Annotated in this window: 19 protein-coding genes; 7 read left to right on the forward strand and 12 right to left on the reverse strand. The window is 44.1% G+C overall.

The features are described 5' to 3' along the window. The first annotated feature begins 218 nt into the window (after window positions 1-218). Entirely contained in the window at window positions 219-1,154 is a 936-nt protein-coding gene (mdh, locus tag M9194_RS03760; RefSeq protein WP_250611079.1) for a malate dehydrogenase, read from the forward strand. A gap of 88 nt (window positions 1,155-1,242) precedes the next feature. Here mdh and ispB read toward each other — a convergent pair whose 3' ends face one another. Then, the gene (gene ispB, locus M9194_RS03765; protein ID WP_250611080.1) at window positions 1,243-2,214 is read right to left on the reverse strand and encodes an octaprenyl diphosphate synthase; all 972 of its coding nucleotides are present in this window, start codon (window positions 2,212-2,214) and stop codon (window positions 1,243-1,245) included. A gap of 441 nt (window positions 2,215-2,655) precedes the next feature. On the opposite strand from ispB, the gene rplU reads away from it, so the two are divergent. The 4 genes from rplU to folA all read left to right on the forward strand — a co-directional run bounded on the left by rplU (window position 2,656) and on the right by folA (window position 5,213). Continuing rightward, window positions 2,656-2,967, forward strand: a complete 312-nt coding sequence (gene rplU / locus M9194_RS03770) for a 50S ribosomal protein L21 (protein ID WP_250611082.1) — start codon at window positions 2,656-2,658, stop codon at window positions 2,965-2,967. A 20-nt stretch (window positions 2,968-2,987) separates the two neighbouring features. Continuing rightward, the gene (rpmA, locus tag M9194_RS03775; protein ID WP_014205843.1) at window positions 2,988-3,245 is read left to right on the forward strand and encodes a 50S ribosomal protein L27; all 258 of its coding nucleotides are present in this window, start codon (window positions 2,988-2,990) and stop codon (window positions 3,243-3,245) included. 148 nt (window positions 3,246-3,393) lie between these two features. Next, window positions 3,394-4,557, forward strand: a complete 1,164-nt coding sequence (gene cgtA / locus M9194_RS03780) for an Obg family GTPase CgtA (RefSeq protein ID WP_250611083.1) — start codon at window positions 3,394-3,396, stop codon at window positions 4,555-4,557. Window positions 4,558-4,727: 170 nt separating this feature from the next. Continuing rightward, window positions 4,728-5,213 (forward strand): type 3 dihydrofolate reductase, encoded by a 486-nt coding sequence (gene folA / locus M9194_RS03785; protein WP_250611084.1) that lies wholly within the window; start codon window positions 4,728-4,730, stop codon window positions 5,211-5,213. 56 nt (window positions 5,214-5,269) lie between these two features. On the opposite strand, the gene M9194_RS03790 is transcribed toward folA, so the two are convergent. The 6 genes from M9194_RS03790 to lptD form a co-directional block, all read right to left on the reverse strand. Continuing rightward, complete coding sequence (locus tag M9194_RS03790) at window positions 5,270-6,085, reverse strand: symmetrical bis(5'-nucleosyl)-tetraphosphatase (RefSeq protein ID WP_250611085.1); 816 nt, start codon at window positions 6,083-6,085, stop codon at window positions 5,270-5,272. Between the two features lie 16 nt (window positions 6,086-6,101). Further along, window positions 6,102-6,482 carry a Co2+/Mg2+ efflux protein ApaG gene (apaG, locus tag M9194_RS03795; protein ID WP_250611086.1) on the reverse strand — a complete coding sequence of 127 codons (381 nt, stop codon included), beginning with the start codon at window positions 6,480-6,482 and terminating at the stop codon, window positions 6,102-6,104. A gap of 71 nt (window positions 6,483-6,553) precedes the next feature. Beyond that, window positions 6,554-7,357, reverse strand: a complete 804-nt coding sequence (gene rsmA, locus M9194_RS03800) for a 16S rRNA (adenine(1518)-N(6)/adenine(1519)-N(6))-dimethyltransferase RsmA (protein ID WP_250611087.1) — start codon at window positions 7,355-7,357, stop codon at window positions 6,554-6,556. 8 nt (window positions 7,358-7,365) lie between these two features. Next, entirely contained in the window at window positions 7,366-8,358 is a 993-nt protein-coding gene (pdxA, locus tag M9194_RS03805) for a 4-hydroxythreonine-4-phosphate dehydrogenase PdxA (RefSeq protein ID WP_250611088.1), read from the reverse strand. Continuing rightward, a complete protein-coding gene (gene surA / locus M9194_RS03810) occupies window positions 8,348-9,643 on the reverse strand; it encodes a peptidylprolyl isomerase SurA (RefSeq protein ID WP_250611090.1) in 1,296 nt (431 codons plus the stop codon). The genes pdxA and surA overlap by 11 nt, the downstream gene beginning before the upstream one ends. 53 nt (window positions 9,644-9,696) lie before the next feature. Beyond that, complete coding sequence (lptD, locus tag M9194_RS03815) at window positions 9,697-12,114, reverse strand: LPS assembly protein LptD (protein ID WP_250611092.1); 2,418 nt, start codon at window positions 12,112-12,114, stop codon at window positions 9,697-9,699. Between the two features lie 148 nt (window positions 12,115-12,262). Between lptD and djlA the strand changes: the two genes are divergently transcribed. Further along, window positions 12,263-13,120: a co-chaperone DjlA gene (gene djlA, locus M9194_RS03820; RefSeq protein WP_250611093.1), complete on the forward strand. Its 858-nt coding sequence runs from the start codon at window positions 12,263-12,265 to the stop codon at window positions 13,118-13,120. A gap of 64 nt (window positions 13,121-13,184) precedes the next feature. On the opposite strand, the gene M9194_RS03825 is transcribed toward djlA, so the two are convergent. The 5 genes from M9194_RS03825 to M9194_RS03845 all read right to left on the reverse strand — a co-directional run bounded on the left by M9194_RS03825 (window position 13,185) and on the right by M9194_RS03845 (window position 17,838). Then, entirely contained in the window at window positions 13,185-13,577 is a 393-nt protein-coding gene (locus M9194_RS03825; protein ID WP_250611094.1) for a RidA family protein, read from the reverse strand. A gap of 127 nt (window positions 13,578-13,704) precedes the next feature. Then, the gene (gene pyrI, locus M9194_RS03830) at window positions 13,705-14,166 is read right to left on the reverse strand and encodes an aspartate carbamoyltransferase regulatory subunit (protein ID WP_250611095.1); all 462 of its coding nucleotides are present in this window, start codon (window positions 14,164-14,166) and stop codon (window positions 13,705-13,707) included. A 17-nt stretch (window positions 14,167-14,183) separates the two neighbouring features. After that, window positions 14,184-15,113 (reverse strand): aspartate carbamoyltransferase, encoded by a 930-nt coding sequence (gene pyrB, locus M9194_RS03835; RefSeq protein ID WP_250611096.1) that lies wholly within the window; start codon window positions 15,111-15,113, stop codon window positions 14,184-14,186. A gap of 223 nt (window positions 15,114-15,336) precedes the next feature. After that, window positions 15,337-16,344 (reverse strand): ornithine carbamoyltransferase, encoded by a 1,008-nt coding sequence (gene argF, locus M9194_RS03840; protein WP_250611097.1) that lies wholly within the window; start codon window positions 16,342-16,344, stop codon window positions 15,337-15,339. A gap of 117 nt (window positions 16,345-16,461) precedes the next feature. Further along, the gene (locus M9194_RS03845; RefSeq protein ID WP_250611099.1) at window positions 16,462-17,838 is read right to left on the reverse strand and encodes a PhoH family protein; all 1,377 of its coding nucleotides are present in this window, start codon (window positions 17,836-17,838) and stop codon (window positions 16,462-16,464) included. Between the two features lie 441 nt (window positions 17,839-18,279). On the opposite strand from M9194_RS03845, the gene rapA reads away from it, so the two are divergent. Further along, window positions 18,280-21,189 carry an RNA polymerase-associated protein RapA gene (gene rapA / locus M9194_RS03850; RefSeq protein ID WP_250611101.1) on the forward strand — a complete coding sequence of 970 codons (2,910 nt, stop codon included), beginning with the start codon at window positions 18,280-18,282 and terminating at the stop codon, window positions 21,187-21,189. Window positions 21,190-21,373 lie beyond the last annotated feature (184 nt).

A 21,373-nucleotide genomic window follows, 5' to 3' on the forward strand; every position in this document is an offset into this window, starting at 1 on the left:
ACAAAAACTGATGCGTATTCTGGGGCTCAAAAATCATAAATAGGTTGCGATTCATGCAGTTTTATCGTCAAGGTGAGTGCAAATATATTGTACAAAGGTTCTGCGTTGCGTGACATCGCAAAGCTGATTTTTATTGTTTGTAATCAATAAATGATTGCTATAGTTTTTAAGCCCATATTTTCCGATAATAATTACTCTCTCATCCCAAGGAGAACACAATGAAAGTAGCCGTTGTTGGTGCCGCTGGTGGCATCGGTCAAGCCTTAGCTCTTTTACTCAAAAACCACTTACCTGCTGGTTCTGATCTGGCTCTATATGATATTGCTCCAGTAACGCCGGGTGTAGCAGCAGATCTTAGCCATATCCCAACTCCGGTATCGATCAAAGGCTATGCTGGTGAAGATCCAACGCCAGCATTGGAAGGCGCGGATATCGTATTGATTTCTGCAGGTGTTGCTCGTAAACCAGGTATGGATCGTGCGGATCTATTCAACGTTAATGCTGGCATCGTTAAATCTCTCGCTGAGAAAATTGCAGTCGTATGCCCGAAAGCGTGTATTGGCATTATCACTAACCCAGTGAATACCACAGTGCCTATCGCTGCAGAAGTACTGAAAAAAGCCGGTGTTTACGATAAAAACAAACTATTTGGTGTGACCACGCTTGACGTGATTCGCTCTGAAACGTTTGTTGCTGAGCTTAAGGGCAAAAACCCAGTTGACGTGAAGGTTCCTGTTATCGGTGGTCATTCCGGTGTAACTATCCTTCCTCTATTGTCTCAAGTGGAAGGCGTGAGCTTCTCTGACGATGAAATTGAAGCATTGACCAAGCGTATTCAAAATGCAGGGACAGAAGTGGTTGAAGCCAAAGCGGGCGGTGGTAGTGCAACTCTATCTATGGGCCAAGCTGCTTGTCGTTTCGGTCTATCTCTGGTTAAAGCCTTACAAGGCGAAACAAATGTTGTTGAGTGCGCTTATGTCGAAGGCGCTGGCGAGCATGCTCCATTCTTTGCTCAACCGATTAAACTGGGTAAGAATGGCGTAGAAGAAATCCTAAGCTATGGTCCACTCAGTGCTTACGAGAAGTCTGCGCTAGATAACATGCTAGAAACGCTAAACGGCGATATCAAGATTGGTGTAGAATTCGTTAAGTAATGAGTTAGCGAAAGAAATATCAGTTTGAGATGTAAAAATAGCTGACTTCAAAGTCAGCTATTTTTTTGAGGCAATATACCAATAAAGCTTATTTGCTTCGATGCACCGCAAGGTGGGCAAGCGAGATAAGAGCTTGTTTGTATTCGCTGTCAGGCAATACGTCAAGCTGCTCGATTGCTTTGTCAGCTTCTTGAACGGCTTTCTCTTGTGTGTATTGGAGTGATCCCGTCTCTGCCATGATTGAAAGGATTCGATCTAATTGATCCATCCCATTGGCTTTTTCGATAGCCTGTTTAATAAGTTCAGCATCTTCTCCTGAGCTGTTGTGCATCGCATAGAGAAGCGGGAGAGTCGGTTTGCCTTCTGCTAAATCATCACCGACATTTTTTCCCATTTCATCACCATCCGACGTATAGTCCATAACGTCGTCAATGAGTTGAAATGCCGTGCCTAAGTATTTGCCGTAATTCTTCAGTGCCGTTTCTATTTCCTCTGGCGCGTCGCATAGGATGGCACCAATTTGCGTTGCGGCTTCAAATAGGCGTGCGGTTTTGGAGTAAATGACGTGCATGTAATCTTGTTCGGTCACGGATGGATCATTGCAATTGATCAATTGCTGAACTTCACCTTCAGCGATGACGTTTACAGCATCACTCATCAGCTCTAAGATCTTCAATGATCCGAGTTTGGTCATCATTTGGAAAGAGCGGGTATAGATAAAATCACCGACGAGTACGCTGGCAGCGTTGCCAAAAGCCGCATTGGCTGTGGCTTTACCACGTCTCATATCAGACTCATCTACTACGTCATCGTGTAGTAAAGTTGCGGTATGAATAAACTCAATAAATGCCGCTGCTGTGGTATGATACTCGCCTTGGTAGCCTAGAGCCTTAGCTGAAAGCACAGCGAGCAACGGACGTAAGCGCTTTCCACCACCGCTTACAATATATAACCCTAGCTGATTGATGAGGGCGACATCAGAGTTAAGTTGGCTTTGAATGGTTTGGTTAACTTTTGCCATGTCATTGGCAGTCAGTGTTTGGATAGCATTAAAATCCATCGTAATTCCAGCTGAGTTTCGGGGCGGCTTTACAGCCTGTTTATCTTTCTTAAGGTTAAATTTTGTTTGTATTTCAAGCATCTTAATTGTGAATACAGGCGATGAAGTTTGGCATTCTAACTTAATCATTTGTTATCAACAGCAAAAGGCCTAAAACAGAACATTTTCACAAAATTTGCTGTGAACTTGTTGTCATAAGCGTGATCGCTCAATCTGCTTAGGCTGCGAATAATACACTAATTCGAGTGTTTTGATACATGATAAATCGGTATCTACTGGGCAAATTTCCTCGCTGATTATCAATCAACCAATTTTTTTCATTTATGGCTTGTCAACAGGATTACCTTTCTGTAAAATCTGCGCCCTATTGATGATTAGTTTAGCGCACACCCAATAGCTCATTTTGTAAGCAAAGGCTGTGCGGAAAAAGCGGAGTAAAATATGTACGCTGTTTTCCAATCTGGTGGTAAACAACACCGTGTAAGCGAAGGTCAAACTCTTCGTTTAGAGAAATTAGACGTTGAAACTGGCGCAACAGTTGAATTTGACAAGGTTTTACTTGTTGCTAACGGTGAAGAGGTCACTGTTGGTGCCCCTCTAGTTGCAGGCGGCAAAGTAACTGCTGAAGTTGTACAACACGGTCGTGGCGATAAAGTTAAAATCGTTAAGTTCCGTCGTCGTAAGCACTCTCGTAAGCAGCAAGGCCACCGTCAGTGGTTCACCGAAGTGAAAATCACTGGCATCAACGCTTAATAATTTAGGAGAGTTTAACAATGGCACACAAAAAAGCTGGCGGTTCTACTCGTAACGGCCGCGATTCAGAAAGTAAACGTCTTGGTGTTAAGCGTTTCGGTGGTGAATCTGTACTAGCTGGTAACATTATTGTTCGTCAGCGTGGTACTAAGTTCCATGCAGGTACTAACGTTGGTATCGGTAAAGACCACACTTTATTTGCTCTATCTGATGGTAAAGTGAAGTTCGAAGTTAAAGGTCCTAAAAACCGTAAATTCGTTAGCATCGAAGCTGAGTAATAACAGACTTTAAGCTGATTTCAAAAGCCCTGCCAATTGGCGGGGTTTTTTATTTATAAGAACGTTAAAACTAGTGGGTGAAGCTATCTGCTAGAATTTATATTGCCTGTAGAGGTGGTATTGCAACGCGACAATTGCGGGGTGAAAAATGAAGTTCGTTGATGAAGCGACAATCAAAGTTGAAGCAGGCGATGGCGGTAACGGTATTGTCAGTTTCTGGCGCGAGAAATTCGTAACAAAAGGTGGGCCAGACGGCGGTGATGGTGGTGACGGCGGTGACATTTATATCGAAGCTGACGAAAACCTAAATACGCTGATTGATTATCGTTTCCAGCGCTTCTATGCCGCGGAGAGAGGCGATAATGGCCGTGGTGGTAACTGTACTGGTAAGCGCGGTAAAGACAAGGTATTACGCGTACCGGTCGGCACTCGTGCTGTCGATATCCACACCAATGAGATCGTAGGTGAGGTGACCACACATGGCAAAAAGCTCATGGTTGCAAAAGGCGGCTGGCACGGGTTGGGTAATACTCGCTTTAAATCTTCTGTCAATCGTGCGCCACGACAAAAAACCATGGGTACCAAGGGTGAAGTTCGTGAGCTTCGCTTAGAGCTGCTTCTTTTAGCAGATGTCGGTATGCTTGGTTTGCCGAATGCAGGTAAGTCGACCTTTATCCGCTCCGTTTCTGCTGCAAAACCTAAGGTGGCAGATTACCCGTTTACTACTCTGATCCCAAGCCTAGGCGTGGTTAGTGTAGTGGCAGAGAAAAGCTTCGTAGTGGCTGATATCCCTGGGCTTATTGAAGGTGCTGCAGAGGGTGCAGGGCTAGGTATTCGATTCTTAAAGCATTTAGAGCGCTGCCGCGTGCTGCTGCACATGATTGATCTTCTTCCGATTGATCAATCTGATCCGGTGCAAAATGCGTTGACTATTATCGATGAGCTTGAACAATACAGCGAAAAGTTGGCAGATAAGCCTCGTTGGTTAGTATTCAACAAAATCGATCTTCTGCCAGAAGAAGAAGCACAAGAGAAAATCGATCAGATCATCGATGCGCTCGGTTGGCAAGGGGAATACTTCAAAATTTCCGCTGTGAATAAAAAGGGTACAAAAGAGCTTTGTTATAAACTGGCTGATTTTATGGAAAGCTTACCGAGAGAGGAAGCTTCAGATAACGAAGAAGAGTCTGTGGATTTCATGTGGGATGATTACCACAATGAAGTCATGAACAGCGACGACGTTATTACCGAAGATGACGATGACTGGGATGACGAAGATGATGACGGCCATGTTATCTACGTCCGTGATTAACCTCGCTTAACTTAACGGTGAGGCTAGCCAGATAGCCAGTTAAAATGGAGCCGCGTGTTAATCGACGCGGCTTTTTTGTATCTTTTATACGCCCCAATCATATAGAATCTGCTCATGCAATAGCTTTAGCTAGTGTCCGTCTACCCTCGTCAGAGTAAAAGGAAACCATCATGATCATCAGCTTAATTGCCGCAATGGCCAATAATAGAGTAATTGGCAAGGACAATCAGATGCCTTGGCACCTGCCAGCAGACTTTGCTTGGTTTAAACGCTGTACAATGGGTAAGCCCATCGTCATGGGAAGAAAGACGTTCGACTCAATAGGAAAGCCACTTCCTGGCAGAATGAATATCGTCATCAGTCGCAACCTTGACCTGCATATTGAAGGCGTAAAAGTGGTCGCTTCAATTGATGATGCGATTGAATTGGCCAAAATTGACTCGGAAGAAGTGATGATCATCGGCGGCGGCTCAATTTATGATGCTTGCCTTGTCAAGGCAGATAAACTGTATTTGACTTTTATCGATGCAAATATAGAGGGCGATACCTGCTTTCCTGACTGGGGCAGTAGCTGGAAAACCAGTTTCAGCGAGCAGTACCAAGCTGACGAAAGAAATGTCTATGATATGAGCTTTAACGTGTTGGAAAGAGTATAACGGCCAGGATGTTAGAATTTCTCATAAGCTTAATGATGCTATACAGATAGTATGGCCTAGATGGGGTTTGTTATGCTCTTTTGAGTAAAGTAAACCCTATCTTCCCAACGAATCATGGTTAATTCTCCTCCCCAAACACAACCAGTATCTAAGCCAATAAAACGCTTGCTCCGGTAACCTTGCAAAGCCGCCCAGTGACCAAATATGATGGACTTAGAAATCTCTATCCTGTCTGGATATTGAAACCAAGGGACAAGGTGGGCATTTTGTATCTCGCTTGGTGGCTTTTTTTGCAGCATGTCTAGCCTGCCTTGCGTATCGACAAAGCGCATGCGAGTGAAAGCATTGATAATATAACGATAGCGCTCAAGGCCAGACAGGTCATTTGACCAAGTCTCTGGCGTATCGCCGTACATGTTCTCGATAAGCCATTGCCATTGTGCTCCTTGTAATAGCGTTTCTATCTCGTGTGCAGCAGAGCGGGCTGTAATGAGATCCCACTGAGGTGAAATACCAGCATGGCACAAGACAAATTCATCATGCTCTATGAATAGTGGTTGTTTTCTGAGCCAGCTAAGCAGTTTATCTTTATCTTTAGCGGAGAAAATAGCTGTGGTGTTGTCTTTAGCTTTTACATCAAAGCGTCCAATAGAAACTGCCAATAAGTGTAGGTCGTGATTACCTAGTACAACTTTCGCAGCTTTACCTAAATCCTTTATAAAGCGCAGGGTTTCAAGAGATTTTGGGCCACGCGCAACGAGATCACCTGCGACTAATAATTGATCGTGTTTCTTGTCAAAGGAAACTTGCTTTAACAGTAATAGCAGCTCGTCTAAGCACCCTTGAATATCGCCCACAATATATGTCGACATGATGATCCCCGAATCGCTAGTTCAAAACATTGGGTACAGCCAATCTAAATGGCTCTATTTCGGTAACGAACTCTTGTCCTTTTTCGTCGAGCAGAATGTACTGTCCCTGCATAACGCCAACGGGAGTCTCAATGGCCGTGCCGCTACTGTAGGTGTACTCATCATTCCCTTCAATGAAAGGCTGCTGACCAACCACACCATCGCCTTCGACGGACATTTGTTTTCCATTGGCATCGGTAATTAACCATCGCCTGCTCATGAGCTGGACGGTTTGCAGGCTTAAGTTTTTGATAGTAATGATATACGCGAAAATAAATCGCTTGTTGTCGGGGTCTGATTGTTCTTTGATGTACTTAGTATGAACTTGAACTTTTATACAGGGTTGACTTACTTCCATGTTAACTCCTAACTCAGTTCTTTATTATTATGTATAGCGCTGATCATGTAGAAACACGACCAGCTTATTGACTAATGGTTTTCATCTAACCAGTTTGCCATAGCAACAAACTGTTCTAAAGTCAGATTTTCAGGGCGCATACTTGGATTGATACCTAAGTGCTCTAGGGTTTCGGTATCTAACAAGCTTTTGTAGCAGTTACGTACCGTTTTTCGTCTTTGATTGAACCCTTCTCGACAAACTCGATCTAACCAATTTAAGTTGTTCGCCGGGTGTGGCAAGGTCTCGTAAGGCACCAAACGAACCACAGCAGATTCAACTTTAGGCGGTGGTACAAATGCGCTTGGTGGCACTTCGAGCACAGGTACCACTTTGCAATAGTACTGTGCCATAACGGTTAATCGGCCATAAGCCTTACTGCCCGGCCCGGCTGCTAATCGATTCACCACTTCTTTTTGTAGCATAAAGTGCATGTCTTGAATATCTTTATGAAATTCAAATAAGTGGAACATCAAAGGAGTTGAGATGTTATATGGCAGATTACCAAAAATTCGTAGCTTGTTATTTGGCCGCACTAGCTGTGTGAAGTCGAAACGCATGGCATCGCCTTCATGGATGGTAAGCTTAGAGGCCAGATCTGGATGATTTCTTAATCGCTCAGCCAAATCTCGGTCTAATTCGATGACGGTAAATTTGTCCACTTCTTTGCCAACGGGCTCAGTAATGGCTCCAAGACCTGGACCAATCTCGACTAAGTTTTGCCCAGGCCTTGGGTTGATGGCTGAAACAATCCCATCAATTATGTATGGATCGTTTAAGAAGTTTTGCCCAAATCGCTTACGGGCTTTGTGCCCTAAGTGGACATCATTTTTCATAATTTTCTCTAATTCACTTGGTTATTGACCAGCTCGACTGCCTGCTCAAGGGCGGTGATAAAACTGCCCGAGTCGGCGATGCCCTTGCCCGCGAGATCGAGCGCGGTACCATGGTCAACAGAAGTCCTAATAAATGGTAGCCCTAGCGTGATATTGACAGAGCGACCAAAACCTTTGTATTTGAGCACAGGCAGAACTTGGTCATGATACATGCCTAAGATAACATCTGCTTTCTCTAAATATTGTTGGCTAAATATAGTATCGGCAGGCAATGGGCCGACGAGTTCATAGCCATATTTGTCACGCATAGCGTCAATTGCTGGCGTGATGGTATCAATTTCCTCATGCCCTAAATAGCCATTTTCGCCTGCGTGCGGATTAAGCCCGCAAATATATATGCATGGCTTGTCGATGGCAAATTTCTCTTGCATGTCTTTATGCAGTATCTGCACTATGCTTGTCAGCCTGTCGCGTGTCACGGCACTAGAAACCTCAGCAAGAGGAATGTGCGTTGTGGCAAGTGCTACACGTAGCCCTTGGGTTGCCAACATCATTACTACTAAAGGTGTATCGGACTTTTCGGCAAAAAACTCAGTATGACCACTAAACGCTACTCCAGCTTGATTGATAATGCCTTTATGTACTGGGCCAGTGACAATGGCGTCAAACTCTCCTTGCATACAAGCGTTCGCGGCTCGCTCTAGCGTTTGCAAAACATAAGTACTGTTCTGCTCATTGAGTGTTCCGGGCACGGTGTTCTCAGCCAGTGGGATATGATCGATAATAAGTGAACCTGCACGTTGGGGTTTAGGCTCCAAATCAGGCTGATAATCTATTAGTTCAACCTGAATCTGCAACAGCTTTGCTCGCTCTGCGAGCAACTGTTTGTCGGCGCAAACGGTGATCTGGTGTGGCCAATCTTGTTTGGACAATGCCAGCACCAAATCTGGCCCTATGCCAGCAGGCTCACCAGCCGTTACCATGATTCTTTTAACTGTCATCGCTATTGTTGCCTTTTAGAATGTCAACATAGGCGCCAGCACGCATTTCTTGCAGCCATGCCCCTGCTTCTTCATTGAACTTGCGATTAAATAGAATTTGATAAGCTCGATTTTTCATTGCCGCATCGGTTCTATCTACTTTTTTACGGCCAAGGACTTCTACAATGTGCCAACCATTTACTGTCTTAAATGGCTTGCTGATTTTACCCACGGGTAACGTTTCAACTTGGTGTTTAAATTCTGGCACAAATGAGTCAGGTGTCTGGTAACCTAGGTTACCACCTTGCGCGGCGGAGCCTGGATCTTGACTGTATTGCTTAGCAAGTTCGGCAAATGTTGCTTTGCCTTGTTTAATTTCTTTAATAAAGCCGTTTAGCTCTTTTTGCGCTCCAGCGTCACTTAGGATAATGCTTGGTTTAATAAGAATATGGCGAGCATCAACTTCGGTTACCGCGATGGTTTTAAGCCCCTTCACATCTTCAATTTTCAGAATGTGATAACTGGAACCTACTAAAAATGGCCCAATGATACTGCCTTTCTTTTGCATTTTTATCTGATCGGCAAAGACGGTAGGCATTTCTTCTTTACTCATCCATCCCCATTGGCCACCACTTAGCGCCTTTGGCCCTTTCGAGTAGCTATAGGCCATAGTACTAAAGTTTGCGCCAGATTTTAGCTTCTTGACCAATTCTTCGGCTTGGCTTTCAACTTGTTGTTTGTCCTGTTCGGTGAAATTAAGCTGAATATGGGCAAATTTGTATTCCACATTTGCGTTGGTTTGATTCGCTAAAATCTTTGCTAAATTATTTACTTCTGCAGGGAGAATATTGATGCGCTGACGAACCAATGCATTTCGAGCTTCACGTTCGGCAATTTCATGGCGAATTTCGTTTCTAAAGGTGGGGTAGCTAATACCTGCATTTTGTACGGTAGTAATGAGCTGTTTCAAAGTGAGTTTTTTGCTTTTAGCAATGTCTTCCATTGCCGCATCCAATTGCTTGTCATTAATTTGGATGCCCAGTCTCTTTGCTTCTTGCTGCTGAATTTTATCTAAGATGAGCTTGTCAATGACTTGCTTTTTTAACAATTTATCGCTTGGCAAGGTCTGATCGCTTTCTTTTGCATTAAGTTTCAGCATTTTCATTGCGGTATCGACATCACTTTGTAGAATCACGCCTTTGTTGACGATGACCACCACTTTATTCAGCTCCACAGGTTGAGCATTGGCCACACTCATCGTGAAGGGTGCTAGTAGGCACGAGAGTATAATTGTCCACTTTTTCATAGGGTTTCCTATAGAACAACCCGCTAAATAGAATACTTAGCGGGATTACAAAATTAGTTATTTAAGAAAAAAGGGTTGGTGTAGCTTAAGGACTGGCTCGTACCATCGACGAGTCCTGTTGCACTGGAGGAAGAGCCCACGCTAGTACCAAAACCAATAATACCGAAAGTAAAACCGAAGTTATTTTCATAGTTTGGAGTCAGATTATTGGCATAATATGTGGACACATCAGTTGTTTCGGTGCCATTGTTGTTCCAGTTTTTCAGGCGATTACTATAAGTAAAAGCAATATACCAACAGTCTGATGTGTATTTTAGTCCCGCAGACCATTCAATATTATTGTCCGTGGTTAAATCATAAAAATATTGGCCTAAAGCAGACCACTTTTTAGATAGCTGGTAGCTGCCTAGCAACCCTGCTTGTGATATGCCATCAACGGTTATGGTGTCTGCGACTGAACTTGTGTAATTTACTGTATTTTTAATATAGTCCTTATTAACATAGCGATAATTGGTTTGAAGGAAACCACCATCAAATCGATATTCTAAATAAGTGCTACCAGTTTGCACGGTACTAATGTCAGAGTCGTATTGTATGCTGGCGTTATAGAGCCAATCATCACCATAGTTAAAGTCCCCTTGCAATGCCCAAGCAGAGAAACTGGATTTATCAGAGGAAGTGGAGTCAATTCTTAGCCCTTTGTTTAAGTAAAGAATTTGACCAAAGGCGATATTAGCACGCTCCTTATAGTCGTCATCAAAGAACCTAGAAGTGGCGCCATAGGTGACTTGATTGGCTCCTTGGTATCTATCATATCCGCTATACTTACGGGTTCGAAACAAACCGTAGTAGTCTGTTTCCAATTGGGTCGAATCATAAGTGCCGATATCATTTTGATTGACATCTGGGATATAGACATATTTGATTTCTGGCTCGAGGGTTTGTGTATATTCATCTAAGAATTTTGTGTTACTTTCCAATACCATTTTCGCATCACTGCTAAAGACTGGAAGGACTCGAGTAGCTGTCGGTGTTAAACCGTAGTTTGGGTTGGCTTTACCACCTAAAGTTGGCGAAGTGTTATTCACCCCGTTTAGATCTTGAGAGTAATAGGTCATGGGTAGCTGAAGCTGTGTTGTCCATGTTCCCCATGTATTGCTAAACGGAAGGGTGATGCCAGGCTCGATATGTAAGCGAGTGGCAGAAGGCTCTCCTGCTTGCTGTGTAGTAAAGTTTGACAGTTGGCTCGTTAAGTTAAAATCAAGGTGGTTGACCGCTTGAGGCTGATAGTAATTATATGTCAGCTGAGGCAGGACCTTGTAAGGTTGACTGTTTTCATTAAGGATCTGAAAACTCCTAACGAGTACTGACGCATCCCAGTTGTTTGAGCGATAAGTGGCTTCGCCTTGTTGCATCAATTGCCCATCAGACTGGGTACCAATGCTGGAACTTAAGTCAGAAAAATAAGTGATATCGCTGACTTTGGAATAATCAATATTAAACTTCCAGTGCTGGTCATAGATACCACTATGAGTATACTGGAAGGCCCAGCGAGCGCCCTTAGTTGGATATTTTTTATCATCCGGTAAATATTCAGTGTTTATAGTGCCAGAGCCGTAATCAGTTAAATATCGAAATTTATTATCTAGTTGAGTACCACGCTCTTGCATGTATTTGACGTTGGTCGTTAAGTCATAGTTTGGCGCTAAGTTCCAGTAAATAGGCACATCCGTGGTAAACCCATCGGTAGAACCATAGGAAACCGAAGGGTACAAAAAGCCAGTTTTACGCGTTTTGCCAATAGGCACCACAAGGTAGGGTAGATAAAACACGGGTACATTTTGAATTTCAAACCTAGGATTGTAAAAGGTCGCCTGCTCGTCATTTTGATTGATGTCTATGCTTGAAGCTTTAAGGCGCCATGCATCATTACCTGCTGGGCAAGAAGTAATGGTGCCGTCATCAATTTGATATAAGGCTTTGCCAGTATTGGAAACATAAACCGCGGTGCCACGCCCAGGTTGGCACAAAAAATTGTATTTAGTATTGGATAGCGTAAAGTGATTGTTGCTTAAGTCATCGGTAGCTTTATCTGAGACCGCTTTTATCTGCCCATCACTAAAATTGACATTCCCTTTAGCCACGACGACCTGTTCTTTTTTATGGTAGGTCACATTGTCGGCGGTAATCCGCTTATGACCTTGTGTGACGACAACATTACCAGTATATGTCGCTTTGTCGTTATTGGTGGCCTGTAGGTTGTCGGCGTTGACGTTCACAGGTAAATCTTTGGCATTTTTAGGTGCAGGTACATTGACCAAGCATTGATCAATAGGGTCTAATACTTGACATTGCCCGAATGGAGGCATGTCTTGTACACCTTTGTCTAGCGAGGCTTCAGCGTGAACTTCTGACACGAAAAAAGCGGTAGTAATAGAAGCGGCTAGCAGAGTGCGAGAAAAACGTGGCATCGAGTTTTACTATCCTGTTGAACTAGATTAATTTGGTGACTGTTCGACCAAAATTAAGAGAAAACGGTGCTTATGATAAAGGAAATTATAGCTTCCGGCACTATCAGACAACGTTGCAATTGAAAAATTCATAGATTGAGAGCACATAATGCGTATTTTTGGCAAAATTCTGGGTATCTTTTTTGGTTTTTTATTCGGGGGTGTCTTTGGTGCCATACTCGGTGTATTAATTGGTCACCAGTTTGATAAAGCTCGCCGATTTAATCAAGGGGGATTTGCAAATAATCCTTTTGGCTCTGGACCAAGTCAGGCCGAAAGACAAGCTGAGTTTTTTAGGTCGGCTTTCGCTGTGATGGGGCATTTAGCGAAATCGAAAGGTCAGGTCACCCAGTCAGAAATTCAGCTTGCTTCCGCCATGATGGACCGAATGAACCTGCATGGCGAACAGCGCAGAGCGGCGCAAGAAGCGTTTAGAGAAGGAAAAGAGCAGGATTTTCCTCTTGATAGTGTATTAGAGCGAGTGAGAACCTCAACGGGCGGGCGTCATGACCTTATGCAATTCTTTTTAGAGTTGCAGATATCCGCTGCTTTTGCTGATGGTAGTATGCACCCCAGTGAACGTGAAGTCTTACATCGAGTGGCAAGCGGCTTAGGCTTTACTTCAGGGCAGCTAGAGCGTCGAATTCGTATGTTTGAAGCAGCATTTCGTTTCCAACAAAGTGGAGGATTTGGTGGTCAACAAGGCGGTTATGGGCATTCAAATGCTGGCTGGCAACAAGCGTCAGAAAAGGATCAACTGTCCGCTGCCTATGAAGTATTAGGGATAAAACCGGATGCAAGTAGCCAAGATGTTAAGCGCGCATACCGAAAGCTGATGAACGAGCATCATCCAGACAAATTGATGGCCAAAGGGCTGCCGCCAGAAATGATGAACGTGGCCAAAGAAAAGTCACAAGAGATTCAAAATGCCTACGATTTGATCAAAAAAATTAAGGGCTTTAAATAAGCCAAAGTACATTCTAAGCACAAGGCGAGCTTTGGCTCGCCTTAATCATATGGTGTTATTGTAATTATTTGCGAAGCGCAATCGCTTCAATTTCAATGCCGACATCTTTGGGTAAACGTGCTACTTCAACACATGAACGAGCGGGGTAGTGAGCGACATCGTGTTGGTCGAAGAACTGGCCATATACCTCATTGATGGCGGCAAACTGGTTAAGATCTTTGACAAACACTGTCATTTTCACGATGTCTGCAACGGTGAGGCCAGAGGATTCGACGACCGCTTTTACGTTTTTAAGAGATTGAAGCGCCTGCTGTTGGATATCGCTTGGGCACTCTCCAGTAACTGGATCTAGTGGGATTTGGCCTGACGTCATGACCATATTACCTAAGTCTACGCCTTGTACGTAAGGGCCAATAGCAGCAGGTGCTGATTCAGTGTGAAGCACTTTTGTTGTCATAATAATACCGTAGATTGTGTTTACTTCTGTGTTAAGGTCAAAGCAGTTTGCCGATAAATTAGTGGCAGGTAAAGGTGAATATGTGTGACGGATATTCGCCTATTGACGTCAACTTGTTGGTCACTAGCTAGCGCTCGGTGACAATCTCTCTAGAAAAGACTTTTTCACAGTATTTGCACTTTAATCGCACTTCTTGTTTTTTCTCTAGCACGCTAAAGTGACTGGCAACCGGTTCATTGTGGGTGATGCAGTTACTGTTTGGGCACTCAAATACATCACTAATGGTATTAGGTAATTGCAGTGCGAGTTTTTTCACTACTTGGTAATTTTCGATTTGATTGACGGTGGCATGCGGCGCATATAAAGCCAATTTACTGGCTTGCTCTTCATTGATGAACACGTTCTCAATCTTGAGTAAATCTTTACTGCCTAATGCGGAAGAAGGCAAGTTCAAGCCAATGGTTACGCGCTGATGGGAGTTGTGCATGTCAAATAGTTTCAGCACTTTAATACCAATTTGAGCGGGAATATGGTCAATGACCGTGCCGTTTTTAATCGCTTCAACTTGCAACTGAGTTTCTTTAGCCATGTTTGCATATCCTCTAATTACAATGTTTCGTTTAGCACAAGTGCCAATAGTGCTTGGCGCGCAAACACGCCATTTTCAGCTTGCTCAAAATAGTATGCGTGGGGAGTTTTATCTACATCGGTGGTGATTTCATCGACTCTTGGTAGGGGATGAAGCACTTTTAGATTTTCTTTTGCATTGGACAGCAGCTTAGCGTTTAGGATGTACGCCGATTTAATGTGCGCATACTCTGATTCATCGAAACGCTCTTTTTGTACACGTGTCATATAAAGGATATCGAGCTGTGGAATGACACTTTCCATGTCGGTATGACAGCTGTAGGTAATACCAGCTTCATCCAATTCTTCACAGATATAGTCAGGCATGGCTAATGCTTTAGGTGCAATGAAATAAAAGCGAACATTGTTAAATTTTGCTAGTGCCTGAGTGAGCGAGTGCACCGTACGGCCATATTTTAAATCGCCGACAAAGGCGACGCTTAAGTCATCTAATTTGCCTTGTGTCTCAGAGATGGTAAACAAATCGAGTAATGTTTGGGTTGGGTGTTGATTTGCGCCGTCGCCAGCGTTGATGACAGGGACATGTTTAGAAAACTCCGAAGCCAATCTCGCCGCGCCTTCTTGCGGGTGGCGCATGACAAAAGCATCAACGTAGGAGGAAATCACTTGAACCGAGTCGGCTAATGTTTCGCCTTTTTTTGCCATTGAAGTGTTGCCGCCGCTGTCAAAACCAATGACATCGCCACCAATACGCTGAATTGCGGTTTCAAATGACAGTCGCGTTCGAGTGGAAGGTTCGAAAAAACAATTCGCTATCACTTTGTTTTTTATCAGCTCTGGGTTCGGAGCCTGCTTTAGCTGACTGGCTGTGTCGACGATTAATTCCAGCTCTTCACGAGAGAGTTCTGGAATAGAGATAATGTGCTTTTGATAAAGTGAGTTCGCCATAGTCTCCTTCCCATAATTGGTTGTTAATTGACATAAAAAAACCTCCTATGGGGAGGTTATTAAATAATCTTATTGAGGGCAGACAAGCGCTGATTATCGCGCAGTGCTCGTTCAGTAAAAATCAGTATAAATGGTAGTAACTGGTTTAGCATTGACCAACCCCTAGACAAATTGCCGAGCATTATACTAGGAACACAGGCTAGCGCAAGCGTTTACGTCAGGCTTAAATGCCGTCACTTAAAGTGGCTAGCATCACAGCTTTTATCGTGTGTAAGCGATTTTCTGCCTCATCAAATACGATTGACGCTCGGGATTCAAATACCTCTTCAGTGACTTCCAACCCATTGAGGCCATATTGCTCGGCAATTTGTTTGCCTATCACAGTGTCATTGTTGTGAAAAGCAGGCAGGCAGTGCATAAATTTAACATTGGGGTTGCAGGTTTGCGCCAATAATTCAGTGTTTACTTGATATGGCAGCATCTGTTTGACTCTTGCATCCCATGAATCGATTGGCTCTCCCATCGAAACCCATACATCGGTGTAAATAAAATCACAGCCAGTAACGCCCTGTTTGGTGCCTTCAGTCAGCAATATTTTTGCCCCCGTTTGCCGAGCAATGTTTTCACATTTGGTGACTAAGCTTTTCTCTGGCCAATAGTCTTTTGGGCCAATTAATCGTATATCCATACCCATTTTTGCCGCGCCAACCAATAAAGAGTTGGCAACGTTATTTCGGGCATCGCCGAGATAAGCAAAAGCAACTTGCGATAGTGCTTTGCCTTTAGCGTGCTCTTGCATGGTCAAAAAATCTGCCAGAACTTGCGTTGGATGAAATTCATCAGTAAGCCCATTCCAAACTGGCACGCCAGCATGTAAGCCTAGCTCTTCAACTAAATGTTGCCCATGACCGCGATATTCAATGCCATCGTACATGCGACCTAACACTCTGGCCGTGTCTTTCATGGTTTCTTTATGACCTAACTGTGAGCCAGATGGTCCGAGGTAAGAGATATTTGCGCCAAGGTCGAAAGCAGCTACTTCAAATGCACAGCGAGTGCGGGTGGAGTCTTTTTCAAAGATAAGCGCTAGGTTTTTCCCGCGTAGAGGCTGGTTGAGCAACCCTTGTTGTTTGGCTTGTTTTAGCTGGGCTGCTAGCTGAATTAAATAGTGGATTTCATCGGTAGTAAAGTCGAATAATTTTAGGAAATTTCTTTGTTTTAAATTCACCATGTCGAACAGTCCTTGAGCTGAACTCTAATGTGAATCAGTTAAACATAAAAATGCACTTAATGTGAATTGTTATTTTAAAATAAAAGCGAAAGGACAATAGCCTTTCGCTTAGAGTGACTATAAATTCTCTTCGGCAAATTCAGCCAGTCGGCTCCTTACGACGCCATTTAGGTGAATGTTTGCGCTTCCCTCAAAATTCTTAAAGCGCTCAACCATATAAGTGAGACCGGATGTCACTGGGGTCAAATAGTGGGAGTCGATTTGTGCCAGGTTACCTGAGCAGACAATCTTGGTTCCTTCACCACATCGAGTAATGATGGTCTTGATTTGAGAGGCGGTAAGATTTTGACACTCATCGAGTAGTACAAAGGCATTTTGGATAGAGCGGCCGCGCATAAAGTTAATTGACTTAAACTGAATATTGGCTTTTTCGCAGATGTACTTCATTGAGCCTTCGGTGCAGTGATCGTTCTTATGTAATGCTTCTAGCGTATCGGTAACGGCAGCAAGCCAGGGCAGCATTTTTTCCTCCTCTGTGCCTGGTAAAAAACCGATAGACTCTCCGATGTCTGGGGTGTTTCTTGTAACGATGATTTTATCAAACATGCCTCTTTCAATGGTTTGTTCGAGCGCGGTTGCCATCGCTAACAAGGTTTTACCGCTACCAGCGGCGCCAGTGAGTATCACCAAATCAATATCAGGATCGAGTAGCGCATCCATGGCCATGCCTTGATAAATGTTTTTCGGTGAAATATCCCAGGCTTTGCGGTTCATCATTCGCTCGCGGCTAAGATCGCGTACGGTGATGGTGTCTGGCTCCATTTTTTCTACGCGCGCGGCAAAGTCACTTTCTTGATCAATAACGTATTGGTTAATAAAGGTTGGCTCGAAGGGCTCGCGACTCAACGTATGGAACGCTTTTCCTTCGTAGCTGTAGCTTTTTACATCATCAACGTTGCTCCAAAACTCTCCTTCACATTGTTGAAAGCCCTTGGTGAGATATTGCACATCGTCAATTAATTGGTCAGTGCGGTAATCCTCTACAAATCTGACCCCTGCCCCTTTTGCTCGCAGGCGCATGTTGATGTCTTTGGTGACTAAAACCACTTCACGTGGTGCTCGTTTGTTCTGTAAATACAGCACGCCGTTGAGAATCCGGTTATCGCCTGCTTTGTCTGCGAATGCTTTTACCGTCTCTTGTAATTCAAAGTCTGCCAGAATAGATATGGTGCCCGTTGCGTCCATGTCGGTTGAAAAGGTAATTCCTTCTGATATCTCGTCTGGGGTGGCGTCACGGAAAATGTCTTCTAATGCACGAATAGCAACGCGAGCATCGCGGGCGACGTCTCGTTTACTGTCTTTAATTCTGTCGAGTTCTTCTAGGACTGTCATAGGAATGACGACATCGTGTTCTTGGAAGGAATATATGGCAAAAGGTTCGTGAAGAAGGATATTGGTATCGAGTACAAATAGTTTCCGATCGGTATCGCCCATAAGCGTCTCCTTGCCGCTATGCGGCCTGTGCTTAGCAAAGGTTGCCTGCAAGAGAGGTCGTGGGGTATCAAGGCCTCGGAAGTGAACTCGGCTACCTGACGACGTCCTGCAAACCCGTGTTGATCCGTATCTTGAACATGCATGCTTGATGCCAATGTTGAGGCAATCATATAACATGCTTGCTCAATTAAAGTATATGTCATTTACATGATGCTGAAGGTTAGAAATGCCACGGATTTTTGACACTTTGATGTCAAGCCAATACCCGGTAAAAAAAATCCACAAATTTGAGATGCGACACGTGACCTAGTTCACAGGTTCGAGTAAGATTAGCGACCTTTTCATGGCCACGGCTGACGGATTCTTAATAATGTCAGCAGCCTTCTTTTGTGGTTTACGACTTTATATTGATTCGTTCAAATTAGATGAGGTAGTCGATTGATGACTTTTGCTTTGGGGCAACGCTGGATAAGTGATACAGAGAGTGATCTAGGTTTAGGCACGGTAGTCGCCGTTGATGTACGAACAGTGACTCTCATGTTTACAGCATCCGATGAAAATCGAGTATATGCGATTAATGATGCACCAGTGACACGAGTAACTTTCAATGTGGGAGACACAGTTCAAAGCCAAGAAGGTTGGTTATTGAAGGTCTCCAACCTGATTGAAGAAAACGGTGTGATCAGTTATCAAGGTACTCGCGAAGATACCGCTGAGACAGACGTGGTGCTGCGTGAAATTATGCTCAACCATCAAATTCGATTTAATAAACCTCAAGATAAACTCTTTGCAGGTCAAATCGATAGAATGGACAACTTTGTGCTCCGCTATCGCGCACTCATGAACCAATATGATCAAAGTAAAAGTTCAATGCGAGGCCTGTGCGGTATCCGGGCTGGGTTGATTCCTCATCAGTTGTATATTGCACATGAAGTGGGTCGCCGACATGCCCCTCGCGTTCTGTTAGCAGACGAAGTTGGTTTAGGTAAGACCATTGAAGCTGGGATGATCATTCATCAACAAGTGCTTGCTGGCAGAGCGGAGCGCATTCTGATTGTCGTTCCCGAAACGCTCCAGCATCAATGGTTGGTGGAAATGATGCGCCGCTTTAACTTGCATTTCTCTATTTTCGATGAGGAGCGCTGCGTTGAAGCTTACGCTGAGTCCGATAACCCATTCGATACCCAGCAACTGGTATTGTGTTCATTGGATTTCTTGAAAAAGAGCAAAAAGCGTCAAACTCAAGCCATGGAAGCGGATTGGGACCTGCTGGTGGTGGATGAAGCCCATCACCTAGAATGGAGCCAAGAAAAAGCCAGCCGAGAATATCAGGTGATTGAAGGGTTAGCTGAGTCCACGGCAGGGGTACTATTGCTGACCGCCACTCCAGAGCAACTTGGTCGAGAAAGTCACTTTGCTCGCTTGCGATTGTTGGACCCAGATCGTTTCTATGATTACTATGCCTTTGTTGAAGAAGAGCAACAATACGAGCCAGTGGCGAATGCAGTTACTGCACTTGTATCTGGTGAGCAGCTAAGCGATGAGGCGAAAAATCAGATTGGTGAGATATTAAGCGAGCAAGATGTTGAACCGCTATTTCGAATTATCGAGAGCAGTGACTCTGAACAAGAACAAGCCTCAGCAAGACAAGAGTTGACCGACAACCTGATGGACCGGCATGGCACAGGTCGTGTTTTGTTTAGAAACACTCGCTCTGCCATCGAAGGCTTCCCGCAAAGAAATGTTCACCTATTGCCCATGGATATCCCTAGTCAGTACACCACTTCGATGCGGGTGAGTGGCATGTTGGGAGGGAAAATGCCTAAAGAAGCACGGGCATTAAAGAACCTTTACCCAGAAGAAATATTTCAAGAATTTGAAGGCGATGAGTCAAGCTGGTGGCAATTTGACACTCGTGTTAACTGGCTAATTGACAAAGTTCAGCAAAAACGCAGCGAGAAGATTTTGGTTATCGCCTCACGAGCGGCAACGGCATTGCAATTAGAGCAGGCTTTAAGGGAAAGAGAAGGCATTCGAGCGACGGTTTTCCATGAAGGCATGTCCATCATTGAGCGAGACAAAGCGGCGGCGTATTTTGCTCAGGAAGAAGGTGGTGCACAACTGCTGCTTTGTAGTGAAATCGGCTCTGAAGGGCGCAACTTCCAATTTGCTAATCAGTTAGTGATGTTCGACTTACCATTCAACCCAGACTTGCTCGAGCAGCGAATTGGTCGCTTAGATAGAATTGGCCAAAAGCGCGATATTGATATTCATGTACCTTACCTTAAAGGTACCGCGCAAGAAACGCTGGCACGTTGGTTTGACGAAGGACTAAACGCATTTAGAGAAACCTGTCCTACTGGTCGCTCAGTCTATGACCAATATTCTGAAAACTTGATTGAGATTCTGGCCTCTGGCGATAGCAGCGAACTCGATACGGTTATCAGTGAATCGGCCAAGCTCAATAAAACCTTAAAAGCTCAGTTAGAGTATGGTAGAGATCGCCTGCTCGAGATTCACTCTCATGGTGGCGACAAAGCCAAGCAGCTGGTTGAGCAAATCGAATCTAAAGATGGTGATATCAATCTAGTCACGTTTGCGCTTGGCTTATTTGATACCATAGGCTTGAACCAAGATGATAAGGGTGAAAACGCTTTGGTCGTGACGCCATCAGAACGCATGATGGTGCCAAGTTATCCAGGCTTACCTTACGAAGGCGCAACCATTACCTTTGATCGTGATACAGCGTTATCACGTGAAGATATGCACTTTATGAGCTGGGAGCACCCAATGATTCAAGGTGGCATTGATTTGATCATGAGTGAAGGTGTGGGAACCTCAGCCGTCTCTTTGCTGAAAAACAAAGCGCTACCGGTAGGCACTATTTTGCTTGAGCTCATTTACGTGGTGGATGCAGCTGCGCCGAAAAGTAGTGGTATCGATCAGTTCTTGCCAAAAACACCGATCCGCTTGATCCTGGATGGCAAAGGTAATGATCTGTCGTCTCAAGTAGAGTTCGAAAGCTTTAACCGCCAGCTGTCGCCAATCAATCGACATATGGCGAGTAAAGTGGTGTCATCAGTGCAGAGCCAAGTTCATAGCTTGATTGATGTTGGTGATACACAAGTGCTGAAAAATCTAGCACAGGTTAAGCAAACTGCTCAGCAAGATATGCAAGAAAAGTTAAACGCTGAGTTAGAGCGTTTACTCGCCCTCAAAGCGGTTAACCCCAATATTCGTGAAGAAGAAATATCTGCTTTGGAACAGCAAATTAAAGATCTGACGACTTATATAGATCAAGCTCAGATTCAATTGGATTCGTTACGTCTCATCGCTGTCTCACACAACTAAGCCTTTCATTTTTTAGTGCTGCCAGTTTTCTGGCAGCATTTTTCTAAATAATCTCTCACATTGTTGTGATTTGTTGCCCTACCTAGCAGCACAATCGATAGCTAATTGTTATCTTTCTTTATACCCATATATGGGTATATAGACACATAGGGAGAAGACTTTGTTCAGTTGGAAGAACTTTAGC

It is taken from the genome of Vibrio sinus (assembly GCF_023634645.1).
GTDB lineage: Bacteria > Pseudomonadota > Gammaproteobacteria > Enterobacterales > Vibrionaceae > Vibrio > Vibrio sinus.

Bases quoted from the DNA above. Each gene is read 5' to 3' on its own strand.
- folA (WP_250611084.1), top strand. From the start codon at position 4,728: ATGATCATCAGCTTAATTGCCGCAATGGCCAATAATAGAGTAATTGGC.
- rplU (WP_250611082.1), top strand. From the start codon at position 2,656: ATGTACGCTGTTTTCCAATCTGGTGGTAAACAACACCGTGTAAGCGAA.
- M9194_RS03790 (WP_250611085.1), bottom strand. From the start codon at position 6,085: ATGTCGACATATATTGTGGGCGATATTCAAGGGTGCTTAGACGAGCTG.
- rpmA (WP_014205843.1), top strand. From the start codon at position 2,988: ATGGCACACAAAAAAGCTGGCGGTTCTACTCGTAACGGCCGCGATTCA.
- pdxA (WP_250611088.1), bottom strand. From the start codon at position 8,358: ATGACAGTTAAAAGAATCATGGTAACGGCTGGTGAGCCTGCTGGCATA.
- cgtA (WP_250611083.1), top strand. From the start codon at position 3,394: ATGAAGTTCGTTGATGAAGCGACAATCAAAGTTGAAGCAGGCGATGGC.
- surA (WP_250611090.1), bottom strand. From the start codon at position 9,643: ATGAAAAAGTGGACAATTATACTCTCGTGCCTACTAGCACCCTTCACG.
- pyrB (WP_250611096.1), bottom strand. From the start codon at position 15,113: ATGGCGAACTCACTTTATCAAAAGCACATTATCTCTATTCCAGAACTC.
- ispB (WP_250611080.1), bottom strand. From the start codon at position 2,214: ATGGATTTTAATGCTATCCAAACACTGACTGCCAATGACATGGCAAAA.
- M9194_RS03845 (WP_250611099.1), bottom strand. From the start codon at position 17,838: ATGGGCGATACCGATCGGAAACTATTTGTACTCGATACCAATATCCTT.
- mdh (WP_250611079.1), top strand. From the start codon at position 219: ATGAAAGTAGCCGTTGTTGGTGCCGCTGGTGGCATCGGTCAAGCCTTA.
- apaG (WP_250611086.1), bottom strand. From the start codon at position 6,482: ATGGAAGTAAGTCAACCCTGTATAAAAGTTCAAGTTCATACTAAGTAC.
- pyrI (WP_250611095.1), bottom strand. From the start codon at position 14,166: ATGGCTAAAGAAACTCAGTTGCAAGTTGAAGCGATTAAAAACGGCACG.
- rapA (WP_250611101.1), top strand. From the start codon at position 18,280: ATGACTTTTGCTTTGGGGCAACGCTGGATAAGTGATACAGAGAGTGAT.
- argF (WP_250611097.1), bottom strand. From the start codon at position 16,344: ATGGTGAATTTAAAACAAAGAAATTTCCTAAAATTATTCGACTTTACT.
- lptD (WP_250611092.1), bottom strand. From the start codon at position 12,114: ATGCCACGTTTTTCTCGCACTCTGCTAGCCGCTTCTATTACTACCGCT.
- M9194_RS03825 (WP_250611094.1), bottom strand. From the start codon at position 13,577: ATGACAACAAAAGTGCTTCACACTGAATCAGCACCTGCTGCTATTGGC.
- rsmA (WP_250611087.1), bottom strand. From the start codon at position 7,357: ATGAAAAATGATGTCCACTTAGGGCACAAAGCCCGTAAGCGATTTGGG.
- djlA (WP_250611093.1), top strand. From the start codon at position 12,263: ATGCGTATTTTTGGCAAAATTCTGGGTATCTTTTTTGGTTTTTTATTC.